16 protein-coding genes are annotated in these 21,742 nt (G+C 63.5%); 15 read left to right on the top strand and 1 reads right to left on the bottom strand.

Features of this window, described 5'->3' with window-relative positions; genetic code table 11:
* Positions 1-54 precede the first annotated feature (54 nt).
* From KG104_RS13880 to KG104_RS13845, 8 genes are all read left to right on the top strand, one after another.
* Entirely contained in the window at positions 55-1,086 is a 1,032-nt protein-coding gene (locus tag KG104_RS13880) for a LacI family DNA-binding transcriptional regulator (RefSeq protein ID WP_207347937.1), read from the top strand.
* 228 nt (positions 1,087-1,314) lie between these two features.
* Positions 1,315-3,000, top strand: a complete 1,686-nt coding sequence (locus tag KG104_RS13875) for an ABC transporter substrate-binding protein (protein WP_207347938.1) — start codon at positions 1,315-1,317, stop codon at positions 2,998-3,000.
* Between the two features lie 65 nt (positions 3,001-3,065).
* Entirely contained in the window at positions 3,066-4,055 is a 990-nt protein-coding gene (locus KG104_RS13870) for an ABC transporter permease (RefSeq protein WP_104052649.1), read from the top strand.
* An 11-nt stretch (positions 4,056-4,066) separates the two neighbouring features.
* Positions 4,067-4,990 (top strand): ABC transporter permease, encoded by a 924-nt coding sequence (locus tag KG104_RS13865; protein ID WP_104052648.1) that lies wholly within the window; start codon positions 4,067-4,069, stop codon positions 4,988-4,990.
* Positions 4,987-5,874, top strand: coding sequence for an ABC transporter ATP-binding protein (locus KG104_RS13860; protein WP_207347939.1), 888 nt, complete (start codon positions 4,987-4,989; stop codon positions 5,872-5,874). Before KG104_RS13865 ends, KG104_RS13860 begins: the two co-directional genes overlap by 4 nt.
* On the top strand, positions 5,874-6,692 hold the full coding sequence (locus tag KG104_RS13855) for an ABC transporter ATP-binding protein (protein ID WP_104052646.1): 819 nt from the start codon (positions 5,874-5,876) through the stop codon (positions 6,690-6,692). Before KG104_RS13860 ends, KG104_RS13855 begins: the two co-directional genes overlap by 1 nt.
* 105 nt (positions 6,693-6,797) lie before the next feature.
* Positions 6,798-9,110 carry a beta-glucosidase gene (locus tag KG104_RS13850; protein ID WP_207347940.1) on the top strand — a complete coding sequence of 771 codons (2,313 nt, stop codon included), beginning with the start codon at positions 6,798-6,800 and terminating at the stop codon, positions 9,108-9,110.
* The gene (locus tag KG104_RS13845) at positions 9,103-10,734 is read left to right on the top strand and encodes a glycoside hydrolase family 43 protein (protein WP_207347941.1); all 1,632 of its coding nucleotides are present in this window, start codon (positions 9,103-9,105) and stop codon (positions 10,732-10,734) included. Before KG104_RS13850 ends, KG104_RS13845 begins: the two co-directional genes overlap by 8 nt.
* A 27-nt stretch (positions 10,735-10,761) precedes the next feature.
* On the opposite strand, the gene KG104_RS13840 is transcribed toward KG104_RS13845, so the two are convergent.
* Positions 10,762-11,373, bottom strand: a complete 612-nt coding sequence (locus KG104_RS13840; protein ID WP_207347942.1) for an NAD(P)-dependent oxidoreductase — start codon at positions 11,371-11,373, stop codon at positions 10,762-10,764.
* Positions 11,374-11,550: 177 nt separating this feature from the next.
* Between KG104_RS13840 and KG104_RS13835 the strand changes: the two genes are divergently transcribed.
* The 7 genes from KG104_RS13835 to KG104_RS13805 all read left to right on the top strand — a co-directional run bounded on the left by KG104_RS13835 (position 11,551) and on the right by KG104_RS13805 (position 21,736).
* Positions 11,551-13,350 (top strand): ABC transporter family substrate-binding protein, encoded by a 1,800-nt coding sequence (locus KG104_RS13835; protein ID WP_207347943.1) that lies wholly within the window; start codon positions 11,551-11,553, stop codon positions 13,348-13,350.
* Positions 13,351-13,669: 319 nt separating this feature from the next.
* A complete protein-coding gene (locus KG104_RS13830) occupies positions 13,670-15,313 on the top strand; it encodes a peptide ABC transporter substrate-binding protein (RefSeq protein WP_104052641.1) in 1,644 nt (547 codons plus the stop codon).
* A 132-nt stretch (positions 15,314-15,445) separates the two neighbouring features.
* On the top strand, positions 15,446-16,372 hold the full coding sequence (locus KG104_RS13825) for an ABC transporter permease (RefSeq protein ID WP_104101493.1): 927 nt from the start codon (positions 15,446-15,448) through the stop codon (positions 16,370-16,372).
* Positions 16,365-17,357 (top strand): ABC transporter permease, encoded by a 993-nt coding sequence (locus tag KG104_RS13820; RefSeq protein ID WP_104052639.1) that lies wholly within the window; start codon positions 16,365-16,367, stop codon positions 17,355-17,357. Before KG104_RS13825 ends, KG104_RS13820 begins: the two co-directional genes overlap by 8 nt.
* Positions 17,358-17,371: 14 nt before the next feature.
* The gene (locus tag KG104_RS13815) at positions 17,372-19,081 is read left to right on the top strand and encodes an ABC transporter ATP-binding protein (protein ID WP_104052638.1); all 1,710 of its coding nucleotides are present in this window, start codon (positions 17,372-17,374) and stop codon (positions 19,079-19,081) included.
* 281 nt (positions 19,082-19,362) lie between these two features.
* Positions 19,363-21,285 carry a translational GTPase TypA gene (gene typA, locus KG104_RS13810; RefSeq protein WP_104052637.1) on the top strand — a complete coding sequence of 641 codons (1,923 nt, stop codon included), beginning with the start codon at positions 19,363-19,365 and terminating at the stop codon, positions 21,283-21,285.
* A gap of 19 nt (positions 21,286-21,304) precedes the next feature.
* Positions 21,305-21,736, top strand: a complete 432-nt coding sequence (locus KG104_RS13805) for a hypothetical protein (RefSeq protein ID WP_207347944.1) — start codon at positions 21,305-21,307, stop codon at positions 21,734-21,736.
* Positions 21,737-21,742: the final 6 nt, after the last annotated feature.

The following is a 21,742-nucleotide window of genomic DNA, read 5'->3' as shown; positions in this document are numbered from 1 at the left end:
TAAGCGCTTACCCGGCGGCGCTTCAGTGCCGCGGCACTGTGGCAATATGTAGCCATGAGCGAGACTCGAGCGCGGCGCCCCGGGCGTGCCGTCACCACCCTTGCCGATGTGGCGGCCGCTGCAGGGGTATCCACCGCGACAGTGTCCCGCGTGATGAACCGCGTGCCTACAGTCAATGCGGATCTGGCGCTTCGGGTGGAGGCCATCGCCCGGCAGATGGGCTACCAGTTCAATGCTGCTGCCCGCACGCTGGCCACCGGACGCACCGGGGCCGTTGCCCTGATTATCTCTGAGGCCGATCTCTCCCAGCCGTACTCGTTTACCTCGGCGCCGCTGCACGGTGTGCTGTCCGCAGTTGCCCGGCATGACCTGCAGATCGTGATGCTTCTTTCCGGAAGCGCACAGCAGGAGTCATACCTCCTCGAGTATCTGCGTCGAACCGGTGTGGACGGAGCGATGGTCATCCTGGAAGACGAGATTTCACACCTTCCTGAGCTTCTCCGCGATGCCGGTGTGCCCGTTGTTTATCTGGGCAGGCCGCTGGGAGATGCAAAAGCCCAGTCTTATGTCGACGTTGACAACGTGGGCGGCGCCCGGCTGGCCACCGAGGCTCTCATCGAAGCAGGCCGGTCCCGAATTGCCATCTTGGCTGGCAACGATCGGCTGACGGCGGCGAGAGACCGGCTCGAGGGGTGGCGGTCAACTATGGCCGAGCACGGCCTCGAGGCCCATCGAATGGCCCGGGGGGCGTTCTCGCCGGCCGGAGGGTCGGAGACCATGACACGGCTTCTTGCCGCCTACCCCGACATTGATGGTGTCTTCGTTTGCTCGGATTACATGGGCTCCGGAGCGCTGCAGGTTCTGGCCGCGGCCGGACGCCGGGTACCCCACGATATTTCAGTGGTGAGCTACGACGATTCCGTCCTGGCTGAGGTGGCGAATCCGCCGCTAACCTCGGTGAGCCAGCCGTTGGAACGAATGGGTGAAGAGATGGTTGATGCGCTCGCCGCCCTCATGGCCAGCTCCGGCACCTCCGTTGTGCAGCGCGTCCTGCCGAGCAGCCTCACCCGCCGGGATTCACTCTAAGCGGCTTATTCCGCCGGCGTCTGTAGCGCGTCCTTCTCAGCACGCGCTTACCGGTGATCCGCCACTTCTGCACATGTTCCGTTTATGGAGCGCCAAAAGAAACCATTGACGCGCCAAAACATCGACGTTAGTCTCCGAGATAGCGCTTACTGAACACCAGGCCGGAGGCTTGGATGTGAGTTCGGGCACACAGCGGTCGGGGTGGTCTCGATCGTCGAAAGGACAATGATGTTCACTTCACGAAAGAGACTCGCCGGCGTCGCGGCGCTGGCAGCCACGGCCCTGCTGGTCACCAGCTGCCAGTCGGGCGGGGGTGCAGGCGAGGAAAGCGCTTCCGGGGGCGGTGACGCCATTCTGACAATGCCCGGCGCTTCGTCCACTCAGTTCACCGAGAACTTCAACCCGTTCTCCACCACTGCCCTGCTGGGCGTGCAGTCGACCGTCTATGAAACCCTGTTCTTCGTTAACCGGGCCGCCGAGGGGGACCCCGTCCCGGTCCTGGGCACCGAGTACTCGTACAACGACGAGGGCAACGTTCTCACCATCAACACCCGTGAGGGGGTTTCGTGGAGCGACGGTGAACCGTTCACCGCCAACGACGTGGTCTTCACTCTGAACCTGATCGCCAACACGCCCGCGCTGAACACCGGCGGGTTCGACGGCGTGGCCGAGGCCGTGAGCGACACCGAGCTCACCATCACCTACCCCAAGCCCGATGTGCTCAACTCAATTGGTGCCCTGAGCTCCATCTACATTGTTCCCGAACACATCTGGTCCGAGGTGGAGGATCCGGCCACGTTCATCAACCAGGATGCCGTGGGCACGGGGCCGTTTGTCGTGTCCGACTTCTCCCCGCAGAGCTATTTGCTGGAAAAGAATGAAGAGTACTGGGAAGCGGGCAAGCCTGAGCTGGACGGCGTGCGGTACGTGTCCCTGTCCGGCAACCAGGCCGGCGTCGATTCAATCCTCAATGGCGACGTTGACTGGATGAGCATGTTCATCCCCGAGGTGGATACTCTCCTGGGTCCGGAGGAGGACGTGGAATACGTCAATACCGTCCAGAACCAGCTGTCCCTAGTGACGTGCTCGAATGTTGAGCTCGGCTGCACCGGTCCGCAGACGGATCCGGCTGTCCGCCAGGCGATCTACGCGGCCATGGACCGCGACCAGCTCAACTCCCTGGCCTTCTCCAACCTCAACGGCGACGTCAGCCCCACGTACGCGCTGCTTCCCCGGGATGAGAAGTGGATTTCCCCGTCGATCGAGGAGCCGGTTGCCTCCAACAAGGGTGACGCCGCCAAGGCCGAGAAACTGCTGACCGACGCTGGCTTTGCCAAGGGCGCCGACGGCATCTACGCGAAGGATGGCGAGCGCCTGAGCTTCTCGGTCAAGACCGTTACCGGCTGGACGGACTGGATTGCCGGAATCGAGACGATGGCCCAGCAGCTGCTGCCGGTCGGAATTGAGCTGAAGGCAGAGCAGATGTCCTGGAACGAGTGGACCGAAGCCACCAACACCGGAAACTTCCAGATGCTGGTCAACAACCTGTGGCCCGGTGCCGGCTCCGAACCCTACTACCTGTACAAGGCCTTCTTCGACAGCGAATCGACGGCGCCGGTGGGCGAGTCGGCAAACCCGAACTGGGCCCGCTACTCAAACCCGGATGTGGACGCAGCGCTGGACGTGCTCAACGGCACCACCGACGAGTCCCTGAAGATGGAGCAGTACGCCATCATCCAGGAAGCCATTGCCGAGGACATGCCGTACATTCCCATCCAGTCCTACGGCAGCCTGAGCACATTCCGCACGGACGTCGTCACAGGCTGGCCCAGCGACGACGATCTCTACGCGCTTCCCATGGTGTGGCAGGCACCTGACTACGGTCAGGTCCTCAAGAACCTCACCCTTAAGTAAAAATCCCATCGAGATCAGTGGCGGGCTCCGGGCCCGCCACTGATCTATGTCGGAACGAGAACCGCGTGAGATACCTCCTGAGGAAAATCCTCTTCTACATCGTTGCCTTCTGCGCGGCGATCACCATCAACTTTGCCCTGCCGCGCCTGCTCCCGGGCAACCCCGTGGACGTGATGCTGGCAAAACTGGCCCAGCGCGGCCAGGTTGCACCCGAAACCCGCGAGGCCATTGAGGCCATGCTGGGAACCACCGATGACGCATCGCTGCTTTCCCAGTTCGGCGATTACCTGGTCAACATCTTCCGCGGCGATCTGGGCGTCTCGGTCACCTTCTTTCCCACGCCGGTGGTCACCGTCATCGGGCAGGCGCTGCCCTGGACCATCCTGCTGGTGGGCATCGCCACCGTGATTTCCTTTGTCATCGCCCAGCTGCTTGGCATGCTGGCCGGCTGGAAACGCGGGGGCTGGCTCGACAGCCTCATCCCGACGTCGACAGTCCTGCAGGCGGTGCCCTACTTCTGGCTCGCCCTCATCCTCAGCTACGTGTTTGCCGTGACGCTGGGATTCTTCCCCATCAGCGGAGGATACGACTACCGCACAGTGAGCGCCGGCTGGAGCTGGGAGTTCCTGGCCAGCGCGGTAAAGTACGGCACCCTGCCGGCCCTGACCATCGTGATCAGCTCCCTGGGGGCCGGTCTCGTGGGCATGCGCAACATGATGGTCTCCACCATGGCCGAGGACTACGTCGTCACCGCCGAGGCCAAGGGACTGCGGCCCCGCCGCATCATGACCATGTACGCCGGCCGCAACGCCATCCTGCCCTCGGTGGCGGGCTTCGGCATTGCCCTGGGCGCCGTCGTGGGCGGGTCCATTCTCACCGAGCAGGTGTTTTCCTACCCCGGTATCGGCCAGACCCTCCTGCAGTCGGTCCAGAACAATGACTACGCCCTGATGCAGGGTGTCTTCCTGATCATCACCACCTCGGTGCTGCTGACCAACTTCTTCGTCGACGTGGTCTACGGACTCATCGATCCCCGAACCCGGCACCAAGGATAGAGGGCCAGATCATGACGTCCACCGCTCAACTTTCCACCTTCAGCCCCGAGCCGCAGCGGCGGTTCGACGGGATGCGGCGAAGCCTTCCGCCCCGGACGCCCAAACTGGTGATCGGCCTGGGGATCACCTTTGCGATTGCGCTGTTCGGGCTTATCGGGCCGCTGCTGGTCACCGATCCCATGGCGATCAGCAACATTGGACTTTCCGGGCCCTCCGGAGAGCACCTGCTGGGCACCACCCAGACGGGGCAAGACGTCCTCGCCCAACTCGCCCACGCCACGCGCGGTTCGCTGATTGTGGGCGTCACCGTCGGGTTCCTTGCCGTGGCGCTTTCCGGGCTGGTCGGGATCCTCGGTGCCTACCTGGGCGGACGCTGGGATGAAAGCTTTTCCCTCTTCACCAACGTGGCCCTGGTTATTCCGGGCATCCCGCTGATGATTGTGGTGGCCAGCTATGTGGAGCAAAAAGGGCTGCTGATGATCATCGTTGTCCTCACCCTCACCTCCTGGGCCGGCGGCGCACGGGTGCTGCGGGCCCAGACCCTGTCCATGCGCAACCGGGACTACGTGCTGGCAGCCAAGGTGGCCGGCGAACCGACCTGGCGCATCATCCTTGTTGAGATCCTGCCCAACCTGCTGCCCGTCCTGGCCTCCCAGTTTGTCTTCGCGGTCATCTTCGCAATCCTCGGCGAATCCAGCCTGTCCTTTCTTGGCCTGGGTGTCTCCGGCACGTTCTCCTGGGGCAGCATGCTGTTCTACGCGCAGAATGCCTTCTCGCTCAGACTGGGCGCCTGGTGGTGGTTCATTCCGCCGGGACTGATGATTGCGCTGCTCGGCGCCGGACTGGCGTTGATCAACTTTGCCATTGACGAGGTCATCAACCCCAAGCTCCGCCTGGCCACCGCCGCCAAAGCCGCACGAAAGGCCACCCGATGAGCGAGACACCCCAGACCGCCGAAGCGCTGCTGACCATTGAGAACCTCAACGTGATCTATCACGCCGCCACCCGGGTTCATGCGGTCAAGGACGTGAGCCTCACCGTCCGCCGCGGAGAGATCCTGGGCCTGGCAGGGGAGAGCGGCTGCGGCAAATCAACCCTCGCGTACGGCATCAACCAGCTGCTGAAGCCGCCCGCCGTCATCGAAAACGGTGCGGTGACCTTTCACGACGCCTCGGGCAGCGACATCGATGTTCTCGCACTGTCCGGTGAACGGCTGCGCAGCTACCGGTGGGACAAGACATCCATGGTGTTCCAGGGAGCGATGAACTCGCTGAATCCGGTGCTGTCGGTGCAGGACCAGATCGAAGACGTTCTAACGACACATCGCCCAAAGATGAAACGCGCTGAACGCCGCGACCGCATCCGCCACCTCGTTGAACTGGTGGGGGTGTCAGCCGACCGGATGCGGGCCTATCCGCACGAGCTCTCCGGCGGCATGCGCCAGCGGGTCATGATCGCCATGGCGCTCGCATTGAACCCGCAGCTGATGATCATGGACGAGCCGACGACAGCCTTGGACGTGGTGGTGCAGCGGGAAATCCTGGGCGAAATCCAGCGGCTGCGCGACGAGTTCGGCTTTGCAGTCATCTTCATCACCCACGACTTGCCCATGCTCCTGGAAATCTCCGACCGGATAGCGGTGATGCTCGCCGGGGAGATCGTTGAACTGGCGACGGCGGAGAAAATCTACGCCGACGCAGACCATCCCTATACCCGCAAGCTGCTCAAGTCCTTCCCCTCCCTGACCGGAGCACGCGGAGACTTCATCCGCACCGGGGAATCCATCAACAGCTCAACCACAACGGCAGGGGCAATCTGATGTCCACCCTCTCAGTCAACGGCCTCATCAAGGACTTCCCCTCCCGTTCCGGCGGCGCCAGGGGCAGATTCCGTGCAGTCAACGACGTTTCCTTTGAACTGACCTCGGGACGGACGGTTGCCCTGGTGGGGGAGAGCGGGAGCGGCAAATCCACCGTGGCACGGATGATCGCCCAGCTGGAAAAACCCACCGCCGGCAGCATTGAACTCGACGGTCTCAAGATCGCATCCGCCGGCCGTGCGCTGCGCCGGTACCGGAGCGCAGTGCAGATGGTGTTTCAGGATCCGTTCGCTTCGCTGAACCCCTACCACTCCATCAGCCATCATCTGCGAAGGCCGCTGCAGCTGAACCGGCAGGCCGAATCCGCTGCCGGATACGACCGGGAAGTGCTCCGGCTGCTGGAACGGGTGAACCTCACCCCGGCTCCCGATTTCATCCACCGCCGTCCGCATGAGCTCTCCGGCGGACAACGGCAGCGGGTCGCCATTGCCCGGGCGCTGGCCCCGAAACCGCGGGTGCTCATCGCCGATGAACCAGTCTCGATGCTCGACGTCTCCATCCGGCTCGGCGTGCTCAACCTGATGGCGCAGCTGCAGCGGGAGGAGGACCTGGCCGTCCTGTACATCACCCATGACCTGGCCACAGCCCGCCATTTTTCGGACGAAATCCTGGTGATGTACCGGGGCGAGGTGGTTGAGCACGGACCGTCCGACGCCGTCATCCTCGATCCCCGGCACGAATACACGAAGCGGCTGCTGGCGGCTGCTCCCGACCCTGGAACACATCCCCGGTTCGCCGAGCTGCAGGGCAGAGCCTGACCCTGCGCACCGCTGTGGCCGCACACTCGCTCCGGGGTTGTCCGGCCACGCACCGAACCCTTTCTTCACCGATCTTCGATTCACCGAGTCCAAAGGAAGCACCCCATGACTGACGAGACTGCGCACACCCTGACAGAGGCCCCCGACGTAGAGAGCCTGATTAACGCCATGACTCTGGAAGAGAAGGTGGCCCAGCTGGTCGGTCTCTGGATCGGAGTGGCCGACGGCGGCGAGGTGGCACCGGCCCAGGCCGAGAACACTGGCCGGGCCAAGGCCTGGGCGGAGACGGAGGCCGAGGGCCTCGGCCAGATCACGCGGCTCTACGGCACGCGCCCGGTTTCGGCCCAGTACGGGTTGGAAACACTGCGCCGGCTGCAGGCAGGACTGCGCGACGCCGCCCCGCACGGAATCGGTGCGATCGTCCACGAGGAATGCTTGACCGGCGTGGCGGCATGGGGAGCCACCACCTTCCCGTCACCTCCCGCGTATGCGGCAACCTGGGACCCGGAGCTGATCGAGCGCGTGGGCGCGGCGATCGGCGACAGCCTGCAGGGGCTGGAGGTTCACCAGGGACTCGCACCGGTGCTGGACGTCGCCCGCGACGCCCGCTGGGGCCGCACCGAGGAGACCTTCGGCGAGGATCCGTACGTGGTGGGAACCCTGGGCGCCGCCTACATCCGGGGCCTGGAAAGCAGGGACATCATCGCCACCCCTAAGCATTTTGTGGGGTATTCCGCTTCCCGGGCCGGGCGCAACCACGCACCCGTGGACGCCGGGCCCCGGGAACTGGCCGAAGTCTTCCTCTATCCTTTTGAAGTTGCCATCCGCGAAGGCTCGCCACGGTCCATCATGCCGTCCTACTCCGCGATTGACCACGTGCCTTCGCACGGTGACAAACACCTGCTCACGGATGTGCTGCGCACCGGCTTCGGTTTCGACGGCACCGTGGTTTCCGACTACTTCGGCGTAAATTTCCTGCAGACAACGCAGGGCGTTACCCGGTCCCGTGCGGAGTCCGCGGTGCGCGCCATTTCAGCCGGCGTCGACGTCGAGCTCCCGGACGCCGCAGCATTCCCGCACCTGGTTGCTGCCGTTCGCTCCGGGGATTTGGAGGAGGAAGCGGTTGACGCCGCACTCCGCCGGGTTTTGCTGCAGAAGCAGCACTACGGGCTGCTGCCGGCCGGCTTCGCGGCCGCCGCCGGTTACGCGGAGCGCGCCGGCACCGAGGCCGTGGCTCCGGACCTCAATCCCGCAGCCCACCGGGACCTCGCACGGGAAGTGGCCGAGAAATCGATCATCCTGCTCGCGAATGACGGCACGCTGCCGCTGGAATCCGCCGCCCGGATCGCCGTGGTAGGGCCCAACGCGGACAGCAGGACCGCCCTGCTCGGAGATTACAGCTTCACCAACCACGTGGAGGCCCATTACCCCGATGTTGCCGCCGGGATCGATATCCCCACCGTCTTGGACGCCCTGAGGAACGAATTCCCGTCCCTTGACTACGCCCGCGGCTGCGAGGTTGAAGGTGACGATGCCGGGGGATTCGACGCCGCCGTGGCCCAGGCCGGTGCCGCCGATGTTGTGGTGGCCGTGATGGGAGACCAAGCCGGACTGTTCGGCCGCGGCACGGTAGGAGAGGGCAACGACGTGGACAGCCTCGAGCTGCCCGGTGTGCAGCGCCGCTTCGTCGAGGCGCTGCTGGACACCGGAAAACCTGTTGTCCTCGTCCTCATCACCGGCCGCCCCTATGACCTGTCCTGGGCGGCGGACCGCTGCGCCGCTATCGTGCAGTCCTGGTTCCCCGGGCAGGAAGGAGCATCGGCTGTGGCGGGCGCCCTGTCCGGCCGCATCAATCCGCGTGGCCGCACCACACTGTCCTACCCGGGACCCGCCGGCCGCCAGCCAGCTACTTATCTGCGACCGGCTCTCGCCGGAACGTCGGCGGTGACCTCGTTGGGTGCCGAGTTCGTGTTTCCGTTTGGCCACGGCCTGAGTTACACCACCTTCACCCACTCGAGCCTGATACTCGATGCACATGAGATTGACAGCACCGGCACACTGCAGGTGGCCGTCAAGGTGCAGAACACCGGTGAACGGGACGGCACTGACGTGGTGCAGCTATACGTCCGCGAGGTCACGGCACACGTGACGCGTCCCGTCTCGACCCTCATTGGTTATGCCGCTGTGGACATCGAGGCCGGCGGAAGCCGGACCGTCACCTTTACCGTGTCTGCTGATCGCCTCAGCTATGTGGGGCAGTCGGGACAATGGGAGATCGGTCCGCTCGAAGCCACTCTCGCCGTCGCCCACAATGCAGAGGATGACGGCCAGAACGCACGCATTGCCGTGACAGGTCAGCGACGGATTCTCAGCAGCGGCCGGGTCCTGACCACGCCGGTCGCCGTATCCAATGAGTAAAGTCCCGGCCCCGGAGCAGTCCCTTACCTTCACGAACCCCCTGCTGGAGGGAATGCACCCGGACCCGTCGATCTGTCGACAGGGTGACACCTTCTATTTGGTAAATTCCACGTTTGAGTACCTGCCGGGACTTCCTGTCTACGCCAGCACCAACCTGGTGCACTGGGACTTGATTGGGCACGCCATCACACGGCCGGAACAGCTCGACCTCTCCTCTGCCAGGGCCTCCGGCGGTCTGTTTGCGCCGACAATCCGGGAACACAACGGCCTCTTCTACATCGCCTGCACCGCGGTGGGGGTTGACGGACCGTCGGGAAGCTTTTACATCACGGCCGCCAGCGCTGCGGGACCGTGGAGCAACCCCGTATGGCTGCCCGACGCCGCAGGCATCGATCCCACCATCTTCTTCGACGGTGACGATATCTGGTGGGCGGGCTGCAGACAGGTTGCTGAGCCGGAATACGAGGGACAGACCGAGATCTGGTTGCAGCGCCTTGACCCTGTCGAAGGCCGCCTGACGGGGCCCGAACACATTCTCTGGACCGGGGCAGTCAAAGGGGCCATATGGGCGGAGGGGCCGCACCTCTATAAACACGGTGAGTACTTCTACCTGCTCGCCGCGGAAGGCGGCACGGGCGACAACCATGCCGTCAGCGTGGCGCGCGCGAACAATGTCACGGGTCCGTACCTTGGCAATCCCCGTAACCCGGTGCTCACGCATCGGAACTTCGGCGGCACCGCCGCCGTTCAATGCGTCGGCCACGCCGACTTGGTTCAGGCAACCGACGGATCCTGGTGGGCCGTGGCGCTCGCGACGAGACCACGGCACAGTCTGACGCTGCTGGGCCGGGAGACCTTCTTGGCGCCGGTGGCGTGGGAGAACGATTGGCCGGTATTCAACCCCGGTCTGGGATGCCTGTCTGAATCGGGAGAAGTGCCTGCGTTTGTGACTGCTGAAACCAATGCAGCGGCTGAGCAACCTCTCATCACCTCCCCCAACCCGGTGCGCAGGGTCCTGGGCCGGGACGAACCGTGGATAACGGCCCGGGGATTCCCGGCTCAGCATATGGGGGAGGCGGGCAGCGAGAACAGGATCGCCTTGCTGTCCACGGGGGCGCGCGTCGACCGGACGGAACCTGCCGCGGCGCTGGGGGTTCGCCTCTCCCACCACACGGCCGCGTTCGCCGCCACGGTCGAACGCCTGCTCAGGTCCCCGGCGGCTGGCGGGCCGATGCAGACCCTGGTGGGAATCAGTCTGTCGCAGAGCCCGGAATCACAGATCCGGGCCGAGCTCAGCGTGGAGAAGGCGGCTCGTATCGACATCATAGAGGTGGCGGGCGGTGTGAGCCGGATAGTTGAATCCCGGAACCTCGACGACGAAACGTTCGACCGTCTTGTGGCTGGTGAACCTGCCGGTATCGAACTGCGGATGGCCGTTCTCGATGGTGCCACGGTGCGCGTGGAAACAGGAACGGACGGGGCCGTTGTTCTTAGCGCAGACCTCCCGGCACGGGTGCTCAGCACTGAAGCCGCCGGCGGTTTTGTCGGTGCCGTGGCCTCGGTCTACTCGATGGGAACAGCCGGTACCGGAGCGGTTTTCGCGGAGATGGTCTACGAACGCTGACGCCGGGGCTAGCTGGAGTTGCCTGAGCTAGCTGCTCACCCCAAGGGCCTTGCCCACGCTCGAATCGTCAGTAAGCAACCCGAGCATGCAGGCGGCCAGGTCACGGCGGGGGATTGACCCGCCCAGCCGGCCGCCGTCGCCCGTTGTCAGCGCCTTCCAGGTGCCGGTCGGCTCCTTGTCCGTGAGGCCGGTGGGACGGACGATCGTCCATTCCAGGCCGGAACTCTGCACGGCAGCCTCCTGCTTGTTGTGATCCGCCAGGGCCTTGGCGAGCACTGCCTGCATGACGAGCCGCAGCGGTGCGGGCATCTGCGAGCCGGAATCTCCGGCACCCAGCGAGGACTGCACCAGGAGCCGGTGCACGCCGGCTTTCTGCATCGCACCGATGACGCTTTCGGTGACAGCCGTCCGCTGCCGGGAAACACCCTTGGCGCCGCCCACGGTGACAACGACGGCGTCGGCTCCCGCCACCGCCCGGGCTGCTACGGCGGGGTCGGCCGCATCGCCGGTGACCGCGTGCACGCCTGCGGGTGCGTTGCCGCTGCGGGAAACGACCGTAACCTCGTGGCCTGCTGCCTGCGCGAGCGCGGCGAGCTGTGCTCCGGTGCCTTTTGAGCCGCCGACAATGGTGATCTTCACAGGGTCCTCTTATTCGTTGTGACGTGCTCTCAGAGCCTGAAACTATCTTATCGGCGCCCAGGCCGACTACGCCTGACTCCAACATCGGCTCACCCGGCTGATGCTCGTGGGAACAGGGCGCCGTGTGTCATCATCACAGGGTGTGCGATCAACGCCATAACGTCCCGGGGAGCAACTATGCGTTTTGACCGCCTGACCAAACTCATCGCTGCGTGCGCCGCAGGGGTCCTGGTCCTGGGTGCCTGCACCGCTGAGCCGGATGCCGTCGAGGAAGTGCCCGGAACCTCGCCGACTCCGGGAGGTGAGATCTCCGTGGCGGAGACCAGCTCCTTCAGCTCCTTCAATCCGCAAACTGCGGACGGGAACACGGACATCAACAACCGCATTGCCTATGCCACCCACTCGGGCTTCAACTATGTGGACAACAACCTGGACGTTGTTCCGCTGGAGGATTTCGGCACCTACGAAAGAATCTCCGAGGATCCGCTGACGGTAAAGTACACGGTCAATGAGGGGGTGGCCTGGTCCGACGGAGCTCCGGTGGGTGCGGATGACATGATGCTCGCCTGGGCCGCAGCATCCGGGCGGTTCGATGACGAGCTCACGGCCAGCAACGGCACTGTTCTCTCAGGCACGCGCTATTTCGACTACGCGGGATCCACTGAGGCCCTGGCCCTGACCGGCCTTCCGGAAATCGGTGATGACAACCGGTCCATCACCCTGACCTATTCACAGCCGTACGCGGACTGGGAGACAGCGTTCGGATCACTGGCCGACGACGGCGGGATCGGCGTCCCGGCGCACGTCGTCGCCCAGGGTGCAGGGCTGGCAGACGAAAAAGAACTGACCCGGTTGATCCGGAACACCCCCGCAGGTGATGCCCTGGATCCTGCTCCGGTCAACCCGGAACTGCGAGCTGTCGCAGACTACTGGAACACAGCCTTCACCACCGACGGACTTCCGGATGACCCGGCGCTTTATCTTTCCAGCGGCCCTTACATAGTTCAGAGCATCGAACCGGGAACGTCCCTGACGCTGGTGCGGAACGACGATTACCGGTGGGGTCCCCAGCCGGAGCTGGACCGGATCACGGTGCGGTTCCTCCAGGATTCTTCCGGCCAGGCGGCAGCCCTGAAAGACGGCACCGTGGACATCATCTCTCCGCCGGCGGACAGCGGCACGCTGACTGAACTCGAGTCGATGGGCAACATCAACCTGCACCGGGGCAACCAGCTTGCCTATGACCATCTGGACCTGAAATTCGACGGCGTCTTCGCAGACAAGACTGTCCGCGAGGCCTTTCTTCATACCGTGCCGCGCCAAGCCATCGTGGAGGCAACCGTGCAGCCGCTGCAGCCCGAGGCGAAGCCGTTGGACTCTGAAGTGTTCCTCACCGACCAGTCCGCCTATGAGGAAGCAGCCGCCACAAACGGCTCCCGGGAGTTCGCCGCGGTGGATCCGGACCGTGCACGAGACCTGCTCGACGGCGCCACACCCGAGGTGCGCATCCTTTACAACCGTGACAACACCAACCGGGCGGCTGCGTTCAAGCTGATTCAAGAGTCAGCGTCCGAAGCCGGGTTCACCGTCGTCGACGGCGGACTTCCCGCCTCTGACTGGGCGGAACAACTGGGAACGGACAGCCATGACGCTGCCATCTTTGGCTGGACTGCCTCCGGGGTCGGGGTGTCCGGAGTGCCTCAGGTCTTCCGGACCGGCTCGGCCTCCAACTTCAACGGTTTTTCCAGTCCCGCAGCGGATGCGCTGATGGACGAACTCGTGACGGAGGCTGATGCCCAGCGCCGGGATGAGCTTCAGACCCGGATAGACCGGCTCATCTGGGACGCGCGCTACGGACTGCCCCTCTATCAGGTGCCGGGGCTGCAAGCTTCAGCCGACACCATCGAGCATGTCGAATACATGCCCAACCAGACCGGACTGTGGTGGAACTTCTGGGAGTGGTCCGTAGCCCGGTAGTGACGTTGGTCATGGCATGCCCCCGCGACCGTCGGCATAATGGCAGGTCGGAAGGCAAAAGGACACCATTGTGTCGTAACACGTCAGAGGTATGCCAAATCGTTATCTCGACATGTCTTTCTATATAATTCCAGACGAGGGGCACCTTTTTGCCTTGCTATGGGCCGCCGGAGGCGTCCCGGGAGTCAATCACGGCTCCCCGTGGTGAGTACGGTGTACTCCAAAGCAATATGCTTTTGACCTTGTGAGTCGGCTCACTGTCTGCGAGCCGCAATGCCGACGCAACACGTTGGCACCCATAGACAACATAGGAGGCGGAATGCGCTTCACACGCACTTCCAAAATGCTGAGCGTCGCGGCCGTGGCCGTTCTGGCGCTGAGCGCCTGCGGCGGGGGAGATGGTTCCTCGGAATCCGGCGCAGAAGGTGACACCAGCCGTGTCATCATTGCCGACGGCTCAGAGCCCCAGAACCCGTTGATCCCCACGAACACCAATGAGGTGGGCGGCGGGGCGGTACTGGACCTGCTTTTTGCCGGCCTGATCAGCTACGACGCTGACGGCAAGCCGCAGAATGAAATGGCCGAGTCGATCGAGACCGAAGACGCGCAGAACTACACCATCAAGCTGAAGGAAGGCAAAACCTTCAGCAACGGTGCGCCGGTAACTGCTTCGTCCTTCGTGGATGCCTGGAACTACGGCGCCGCGGCTAAGAACGCCCAGCTCTCCAGCTACTTCTTCGAGAGCATCGAGGGATACGACGAAGCCAGCGCCGAAGGCTCGGAAGTGGACACCATGTCCGGGCTGAAGGTCATCGATGACACCACGTTCGAGGTCACGCTGAAGCAGCCTGAGTCCGACTGGCCGCTGCGCCTGGGCTACAGCGCGTTCTACCCGATGATCCCCGAAGCCCTTGCAGACCCGAAGACCTACGGCGAGAACCCCGTGGGCAACGGTCCGTACAAGTTCGACGGAGAAGGCGCCTGGGAGCACAACCAGGAGATCAACCTGGTCCCGAACGAGTCCTACGAAGGACCTCAGAAAGCCCAGAACGCCGGTATTACGTTCAAGATCTACCAGAACGACACCACGGCCTACCAGGACCTGATTTCCAACAACCTGGACGTCCTGAAGACCATTCCGACGTCAGACGTCAAGAACTTCAAGAATGACCTCGGCGAGGAACGCTCCATCGAGTCCCCGTACGCGGGCAACCAGACCATCGCCATCCCCTACTACCTGGAGAACTGGAGCGGTGAAGCCGGCAAGCTGCGCCGCCAGGCTCTCTCCATGGCGATCGACCGCGAAGAAATCACCTCGGTGATCTTCAGCAACGGCCGCACCCCGGCGGAAGACTTCACAGCACCCGTGCTGGATGGCTACTCCGCGGACCTGCCCGGCAGCGAAAACCTGGAGTTCAACCCGGAAAAGGCCAAGGAACTCTGGGAAGAAGCCGAGAAGATCTCGCCGTACGACGAGTCCCAGCCCCTGACCATCGCGTACAACGCGGACAAGGGCGACCACAAGACCTGGGTTGAAGCCGTAGTCAACGGCCTCAAGAACAACCTCGGCATCGAGGTCACCGGCAAGCCGTACGCGACGTTCAAGGAAGTCCGCACCGAAGCCAGCGACGCTGTCCTCACCGGAGCCATCCGCTCCGGCTGGCAGGCAGACTACCCGTCGCTGTACAACTTCCTCGGCCCGATCTACGCCACCGGAGCCGGCTCCAACGACGCACGTTACGAGAACCCCGAGTTCGACGCTCTGCTGAGCGAGGGTCTCTCGGCATCCACCGTTGAAGAAGGCAACGAGAAGATGAACGAGGCGCAGGAAATGCTCCTCGAAGATCTTCCCGCCATCCCCCTGTGGTACCAGGTTGCCCAGGGCGGCTGGAGCACCAACGTGACCAACGTTGAGTTCGGCTGGAACGGCGTACCCCTGTACTACGCCATCACCGGCAAGTAATTCCTCACAGCTCGGGGGCCCGGCCGCACACCGCAGCCGGGCCCTTGGGCCGCTCCAATGTAAAGGTGCTCTTAATATGAGTTTCACCAACCAGCGCCCCCGTGTGCGCACTGTGCCAGAGGCAAACATCTGATGGCCGGATACGTTCTTCGGCGCTTCCTGCAGTTAATCCCCGTTTTCCTGGGTGCAACACTGCTTCTCTACTTCCTGGTCTTCAGCCTTCCCGGCGACGCGACGGCCGCCATCTGCGGCGACAAGGGCTGCACCCCCGCCGTCGAAGCATCACTGCGTGCCCAGTACAACCTGGACCAGCCGTTCTGGATGCAGTACCTCCTGTACCTCAAGGGCGTTCTGACCTTCGACCTGGGAACAAACTTCGCCGGCCGCGAGATCTCCACCATCATCGCCGAGGTCTTCCCGACCACCGCAAAGCTGGCCGTCATGGCCCTCGTCTTCGAAGCCGTCTTCGGCATCGTCTTCGGCCTCTTCGCCGGCCTGCGCAAGGGCAAGATCTTCGACTCCACGGTTCTCGTGGTGTCCCTGGTGGTCATCTCCGTCCCGATCTTCGTGCTCGGCTTCCTGATGCAGTTCGTCTTTGGCGTCAAACTCGCCTGGACCAACCCCACCGTGAGCGGTGACGCGTCCTTTACCGAGTTGCTGCTGCCTGCCATTGTGCTGGGCCTGGTTTCCTTCGCCTATGTGCTGCGTCTTACCCGCACGAGCGTGATTGAGAACGCCAACGCTGACTATGTCCGCACCGCAACGGCCAAGGGCCTGAGTCGTCCGCGCGTCGTCACGGTGCACATTCTCCGCAACTCCATGATTCCGGTTGCCACTTTCCTGGGCGCCGACCTGGGTGCCCTGATGGGCGGCGCGATCGTGACCGAAGGGATCTTCAACGTCAACGGCGTCGGCAACACTCTGTACCGCGCCGTGCTCAATGGTGAAGCTCCGGTGGTCGTCTCCATCGTCACCGTGCTGATCCTGATTTTTTGCCTCGCCAACCTGTTGGTAGATCTTCTGTACGCGTGGCTGGACCCGAGGATTCGATATGCCTGAGAATGACAAAGCACTGACCCCCGCTTCACGCGGCAAGGTCTCTCCCTACCCGATCGAGCATTTTGTGGCGGACGTGGAGGAGACTCCGGTCCAGCCCGTTGACAGCTCGACCGCAGACGGCGCGCCCCGCAGCATCTGGGGCGAAGCCTGGCGCAGCCTGCGCAAGCAGCCCCTGTTCATCATCAGCGCCCTGCTGCTTCTGGCCGTAATTGTCGTGGCACTGTTCCCCGGCATCTTCACCAGCGAACAGCCCAACGACAACTGCCTGCTGGCCAATTCAGACGGCGGTCCGATTGCGGGCCACCCGCTCGGCTTTACCCAGCAGGGCTGCGATGTTTTGGCCCGAGTGGTCTATGGAACACGCTCATCGCTGATGGTCGGTCTGCTGGCCACCCTCGGCGTGGTTGTTGTCGGCGGCGTCATTGGCGCCCTTGCCGGTTTCTTCGGCGGCTGGGTTGATGCCATCCTGGCCCGCGTCAGCGACATCTTCTTTGCGCTGCCGATGATCCTTGGCGCCATTGTTGTGGTGCAGCTTCCGTTCTTCCGGGAGAACCGCAACGTATGGACCATCGTCCTGATCCTGGTCACGTTCGGCTGGCCGCAGGTTGCCCGCATTACGCGCGGCGCCGTGCTTGAGATACGCAACGCGGACTTCGTCACGGCAGCCCAGTCGCTGGGCGTCTCACGGATGTCCGCGCTGATCAAGCACGTCATTCCGAATGCGATGGCACCCGTCATCGTCATCGCAACCATTTCGCTGGGCACCTTCATCGTGGCCGAGTCAACACTGTCCTTCCTGGGCATTGGCCTGCCGCCGGACGTCATGTCCTGGGGCAACGATATTTTCTCCGCGAAGCCCTCCCTGCGCACCAATCCGATGGCCCTGTTCTGGCCGGCACTTGCACTGTCGCTGACCGTGCTGTCCTTCATCATGCTCGGTGATGCTCTGCGGGACGCGCTCGACCCCAAGTCGCGTAAGCGATGACTAAGGATGGAACCATGTCCACGCATTCCATGGACCAGTCGCAGCCCCTGAACGGGTTGCCCAAGCCGCTGCTCGAAGTGCGGGACCTCGCCATTACGTTCAAGACGAACAACGGCGACGTCCCGGCTGTGCGCAACGCCCACCTGACGATCATGCCCGGAGAAACGGTCGCGATCGTGGGGGAGTCCGGCTCCGGAAAGTCGACGACGGCGCTGGCCGCCATCGGTCTTCTGCCCGCCAACGGTGCAGTCTCCGGAGGCAGCATCATCTTTGACGGTGAAGACATCACCCATGCGAGCGAAAAGCGCATCGTTGAGCTGCGCGGCTCCTCCATTGGCATGGTTCCGCAGGATCCGATGTCCAACCTGAACCCCGTATGGAAGATCGGCTTCCAGGTCAAGGAAACGCTGAAGGCCAACGGCCTGCCGCACACCGCGAAGGATATTGCGCAGGTGCTCAGCGAGGCCGGACTGCCTGACGCCGCGGAGCGGGCCAACCAGTACCCGCACGAGTTCTCCGGCGGCATGCGCCAGCGTGCACTGATTGCCATTGGCCTGTCCTGCCGGCCGCGGCTGCTCATCGCCGATGAGCCGACGTCGGCCCTGGACGTCACAGTGCAGCGCCAGATCCTGGACCACCTGGACCGCATGACCGACGAGCTTGGCACTGCAGTCCTGCTTATTACCCATGACCTCGGCCTTGCAGCCGAGCGCGCCCACAAGGTTGTCGTGATGTACAAGGGGCAGGTGGTGGAATCCGGTCCCGCACTGGAAATCCTCACCAACCCGCAGCACCCGTACACCCGCAAGCTCGTGGAATCCGCGCCCTCGCTCGCCTCCCGGCGGATTGAGACGGCGAAATCACTGGGCCTGGATGACTCGGCGGAACTCCTCGCGGCACATCCTGACGGAGTCAAGACCGAGAACGTCATTGAGGTGAAGCAGCTCTCCAAGGTGTTTAAGCTGCGCGGGGCACTGGGCAAGTCCACCGACTTCAAAGCCGTCGACGACGTGTCCTTTACGATTCCGCGCGGCACCACCACCGCCGTCGTCGGCGAATCCGGCTCCGGCAAATCCACGGTGGCACGGATGGTCCTGGGCCTGGAAAAGGCAACGGAGGGGCAGATCCTGTTCGACGGAGTGGACATCACCACTCTGAACCGTAAGAGGATGTTCGATTTCCGGCGCCGTGTGCAGCCCATCTTCCAGGACCCGTACGGTTCGCTGGACCCCATGTACAACATCTTCCGGACCATCGAGGAACCGCTCCGCGTTCACGGCATCGGTAATTCCAAGAGCCGCGAGAAGAAGGTCCGGGAGCTGCTGGACCAGGTCTCGCTGCCGGCATCGATGATGCGGCGCTACCCGAACGAGCTGTCGGGCGGACAGCGTCAGCGCGTGGCCATTGCCCGCGCACTGGCGCTGGACCCGGAAGTGGTTATTTGTGATGAGGCTGTTTCGGCCCTGGACGTCCTGGTCCAGGCGCAGATCCTGAACCTGCTGGCCGATCTTCAGTCCGAACTGGGGCTGAGCTACCTGTTCATCACCCATGACCTGGCCGTGGTCCGCCAGATCGCGGACGAGGTGTGCGTGATGCAGAAGGGCCGGATCGTCGAAACCGGGTCCACGGACGATGTCTTCGACAATCCGCAGCAGGAATACACGAAGGCGCTTCTGGCGGCCATCCCGGGTGCCGGGCTGATGCTTCCTCCGGAAGTTGCCTAGGGTATTTCCCGATACCGGCGGAAGGCAGGCTGCCCGCGGGCGGCCTGCCTTCCGTGCGTCAGGATCCGCGCAGCGGCGGGAACAAATCGGGTCCATTAGGGAACTTATGGTCTTCGGACTAGAATATTAGCGTGCCCGCTGACGGCGGCGCCTTCGGTACATTCTTACGGAGCATACGTGCAGAGCGGGATTCGTACAGAACGGCCGGATTAGCCCGGTCACACGACTGGGCTACTGTGCACCACCTTCGAACTTATCTCCTATGAATTGAGTCCTCACGCATGTCAGAAACCAACACGGCTGTAAATACCGCAGTACGAAGCGATCTCCGCAACGTTGCGATTGTGGCCCACGTTGACCACGGTAAGACGACTCTCGTCGACGCCATGCTGAAGCAGACGAACTCGTTTGCCGCCCACGGAAACGTGGAAGAACGCGTGATGGACTCCGGTGACCTGGAGCGCGAAAAGGGCATCACCATCCTGGCCAAGAACACCACCGTGTTCTACAACGGTCCGGCTGCCAAGGGTGAAACCATTACCATCAACGTGATCGACACCCCCGGCCACGCCGACTTCGGTGGCGAGGTTGAGCGCGGCCTGTCCATGGTGGACGGCGTTGTGCTGCTCGTTGATGCTTCCGAGGGCCCGCTGCCGCAGACCCGTTTCGTGCTGCGCAAGGCGCTGGCCGCCAAGCTGCCCGTCATCCTTCTGGTCAACAAGACCGACCGTCCCGACTCCCGCATCGACGAGGTCGTCAGCGAAGCCATGGACCTGCTCCTGGGTCTGGCCTCGGACCTCGCGGACGAAGTTCCGGACCTGGACCTGGACCTGGTGTTGAACGTTCCGGTCGTTTACGCAGCCGCCCGCGTCGGCGCTGCTTCCCTGGAACAGCCGGCTGACGGCTCCGCTCCGGCCAATGACAACCTGGAACCGCTGTTCCAGACGATCATCGACCACATCCCGGCCCCCACCTACGATCCCGAGGGCGTCCTCCAGGCCCACGTGACCAACCTTGACGCTTCTCCGTTCCTGGGTCGCCTGGCACTGCTGCGCATCTTCAACGGCACCCTGCACAAGGGTCAGACCGTTGCCTGGGCCCGTGCCGACGGCACCATGAAGTCCGTCAAGATCACCGAACTGCTGGCCACCAAGGCCCTGGACCGGGTTCCGACCGAATCCGCCGGCCCCGGCGAAATCGTTGCCGTTGCCGGTATCGAGGACATCACCATTGGTGAAACCCTCACCGACATCGACAACCCCAAGCCGCTGCCGCTGATTACTGTCGATGATCCGGCAATCTCCATGACCATCGGTATCAACACGTCGCCGCTGGCCGGCCGCGTGAAGGGCGCCAAGGTTACGGCCCGCCAGGTCAAGGACCGCCTCGACAAGGAACTGATCGGTAACGTTTCGCTGAAGGTCCTTCCGACCGAGCGTCCGGATGCCTGGGAAGTGCAGGGCCGCGGCGAGCTCGCCCTGGCCATCCTCGTGGAGCAGATGCGCCGCGAAGGCTTCGAACTGACCGTTGGCAAGCCGCAGGTTGTCACCAAGCAGATCGACGGCAAGAAGTGCGAGCCGATGGAGCACATGACCATCGACGTACCCGAGGAATACCTCGGTGCGGTCACTCAGCTGATGGCCGTCCGCAAGGGCCGCATGGTCAACATGTCCAACCACGGCACCGGCTGGGTTCGCATGGAGTTCATCGTTCCCGCCCGCGGCCTGATCGGCTTCCGTACCAAGTTCCTCACGGAAACCCACGGTGCCGGCATCTCCTCCTCCATCGCTGAAGGCTACGAGCCTTGGGTTGGCCCGATCGAGTACCGCACCAACGGTTCCCTGATCGCTGACCGCTCCGGCGTTGTCACCCCGTTCGCGATGATCAAGCTGCAGGAACGCGGTTCCTTCTTCGTGGAGCCCACCTCCGAGGTTTACGAGGGCATGATCGTTGGCGAGAACTCCCGCGCCGATGACATGGACGTGAACATCACCAAGGAAAAGCAGCTCACCAACATGCGTGCCGCTTCCTCGGACACCTTCGAGAACCTGACCCCGCCGCGCAAGCTGACTCTGGAAGAGTCCCTCGAATTCGCCCGCGAAGACGAGTGCGTGGAAGTTACTCCGGAGTCCATCCGCATCCGCAAGCTGGTCCTGGGCGCTTCCGAGCGTGCCAAGGTCACCCGCGCACGCGCCAAGAGCTAATCCCATTAGCTCGGCAACAGTGCCGCTGAGTCGGGCCCCGCGCTGGCGGGGCCCGCTGGCAGCTGTGCTTGGCGGTCTGCTGGCCTCCGTGCTGGGAACAGGGCTGCACGCCCAGATTCTCTACATCGGAGACACGCCGCTTCCCCTGGGAGCAGCGGCTGCCATAGTGCTTAGCTGCGCGGCCACGGTGTTTGCCGGGCTTTGGGCCGGTGCGGCGCTGTGGAGCGCGGTAGCCGGGCTGCTGGCCTACGTGGTGCTCGGCCTGTTCACCCTTGACCTCTGGGACACTCCGCTGATTATCACGGGAACCATTCTGGAGGAGCAGCCGGGGATTGTCCTGGCCGGACGGATCTGGCTGTTTGGGCAGGCACTGGCGACCATTGCCGCCCTGCTGATCACCTCGCGTGTGCTGGCCATGGCCCGCCGCGCCGGGGCGCAGCAGGAAGCTTAGATAAAC

It is taken from the genome of Arthrobacter sunyaminii (assembly GCF_018866305.1).
Taxonomy (GTDB): Bacteria; Actinomycetota; Actinomycetes; order Actinomycetales; family Micrococcaceae; genus Arthrobacter_B; species Arthrobacter_B sunyaminii.
Note: the sequence above shows the minus strand (reverse complement) of the source record. Positions and strands in the feature narration are given on the sequence as shown.

What these genes read in the sequence shown, in the direction of transcription:
- KG104_RS13880 (WP_207347937.1), top strand. Translation starts at nt 55, where the DNA reads ATGAGCGAGACTCGAGCGCGGCGCCCCGGGCGTGCCGTCACCACCCTT.
- KG104_RS13815 (WP_104052638.1), top strand. Translation starts at nt 17,372, where the DNA reads ATGTCCACGCATTCCATGGACCAGTCGCAGCCCCTGAACGGGTTGCCC.
- KG104_RS13845 (WP_207347941.1), top strand. Translation starts at nt 9,103, where the DNA reads ATGAGTAAAGTCCCGGCCCCGGAGCAGTCCCTTACCTTCACGAACCCC.
- KG104_RS13875 (WP_207347938.1), top strand. Translation starts at nt 1,315, where the DNA reads ATGTTCACTTCACGAAAGAGACTCGCCGGCGTCGCGGCGCTGGCAGCC.
- KG104_RS13850 (WP_207347940.1), top strand. Translation starts at nt 6,798, where the DNA reads ATGACTGACGAGACTGCGCACACCCTGACAGAGGCCCCCGACGTAGAG.
- KG104_RS13855 (WP_104052646.1), top strand. Translation starts at nt 5,874, where the DNA reads ATGTCCACCCTCTCAGTCAACGGCCTCATCAAGGACTTCCCCTCCCGT.
- KG104_RS13865 (WP_104052648.1), top strand. Translation starts at nt 4,067, where the DNA reads ATGACGTCCACCGCTCAACTTTCCACCTTCAGCCCCGAGCCGCAGCGG.
- KG104_RS13835 (WP_207347943.1), top strand. Translation starts at nt 11,551, where the DNA reads ATGCGTTTTGACCGCCTGACCAAACTCATCGCTGCGTGCGCCGCAGGG.
- typA (WP_104052637.1), top strand. Translation starts at nt 19,363, where the DNA reads ATGTCAGAAACCAACACGGCTGTAAATACCGCAGTACGAAGCGATCTC.
- KG104_RS13825 (WP_104101493.1), top strand. Translation starts at nt 15,446, where the DNA reads ATGGCCGGATACGTTCTTCGGCGCTTCCTGCAGTTAATCCCCGTTTTC.
- KG104_RS13820 (WP_104052639.1), top strand. Translation starts at nt 16,365, where the DNA reads ATGCCTGAGAATGACAAAGCACTGACCCCCGCTTCACGCGGCAAGGTC.
- KG104_RS13830 (WP_104052641.1), top strand. Translation starts at nt 13,670, where the DNA reads ATGCGCTTCACACGCACTTCCAAAATGCTGAGCGTCGCGGCCGTGGCC.
- KG104_RS13860 (WP_207347939.1), top strand. Translation starts at nt 4,987, where the DNA reads ATGAGCGAGACACCCCAGACCGCCGAAGCGCTGCTGACCATTGAGAAC.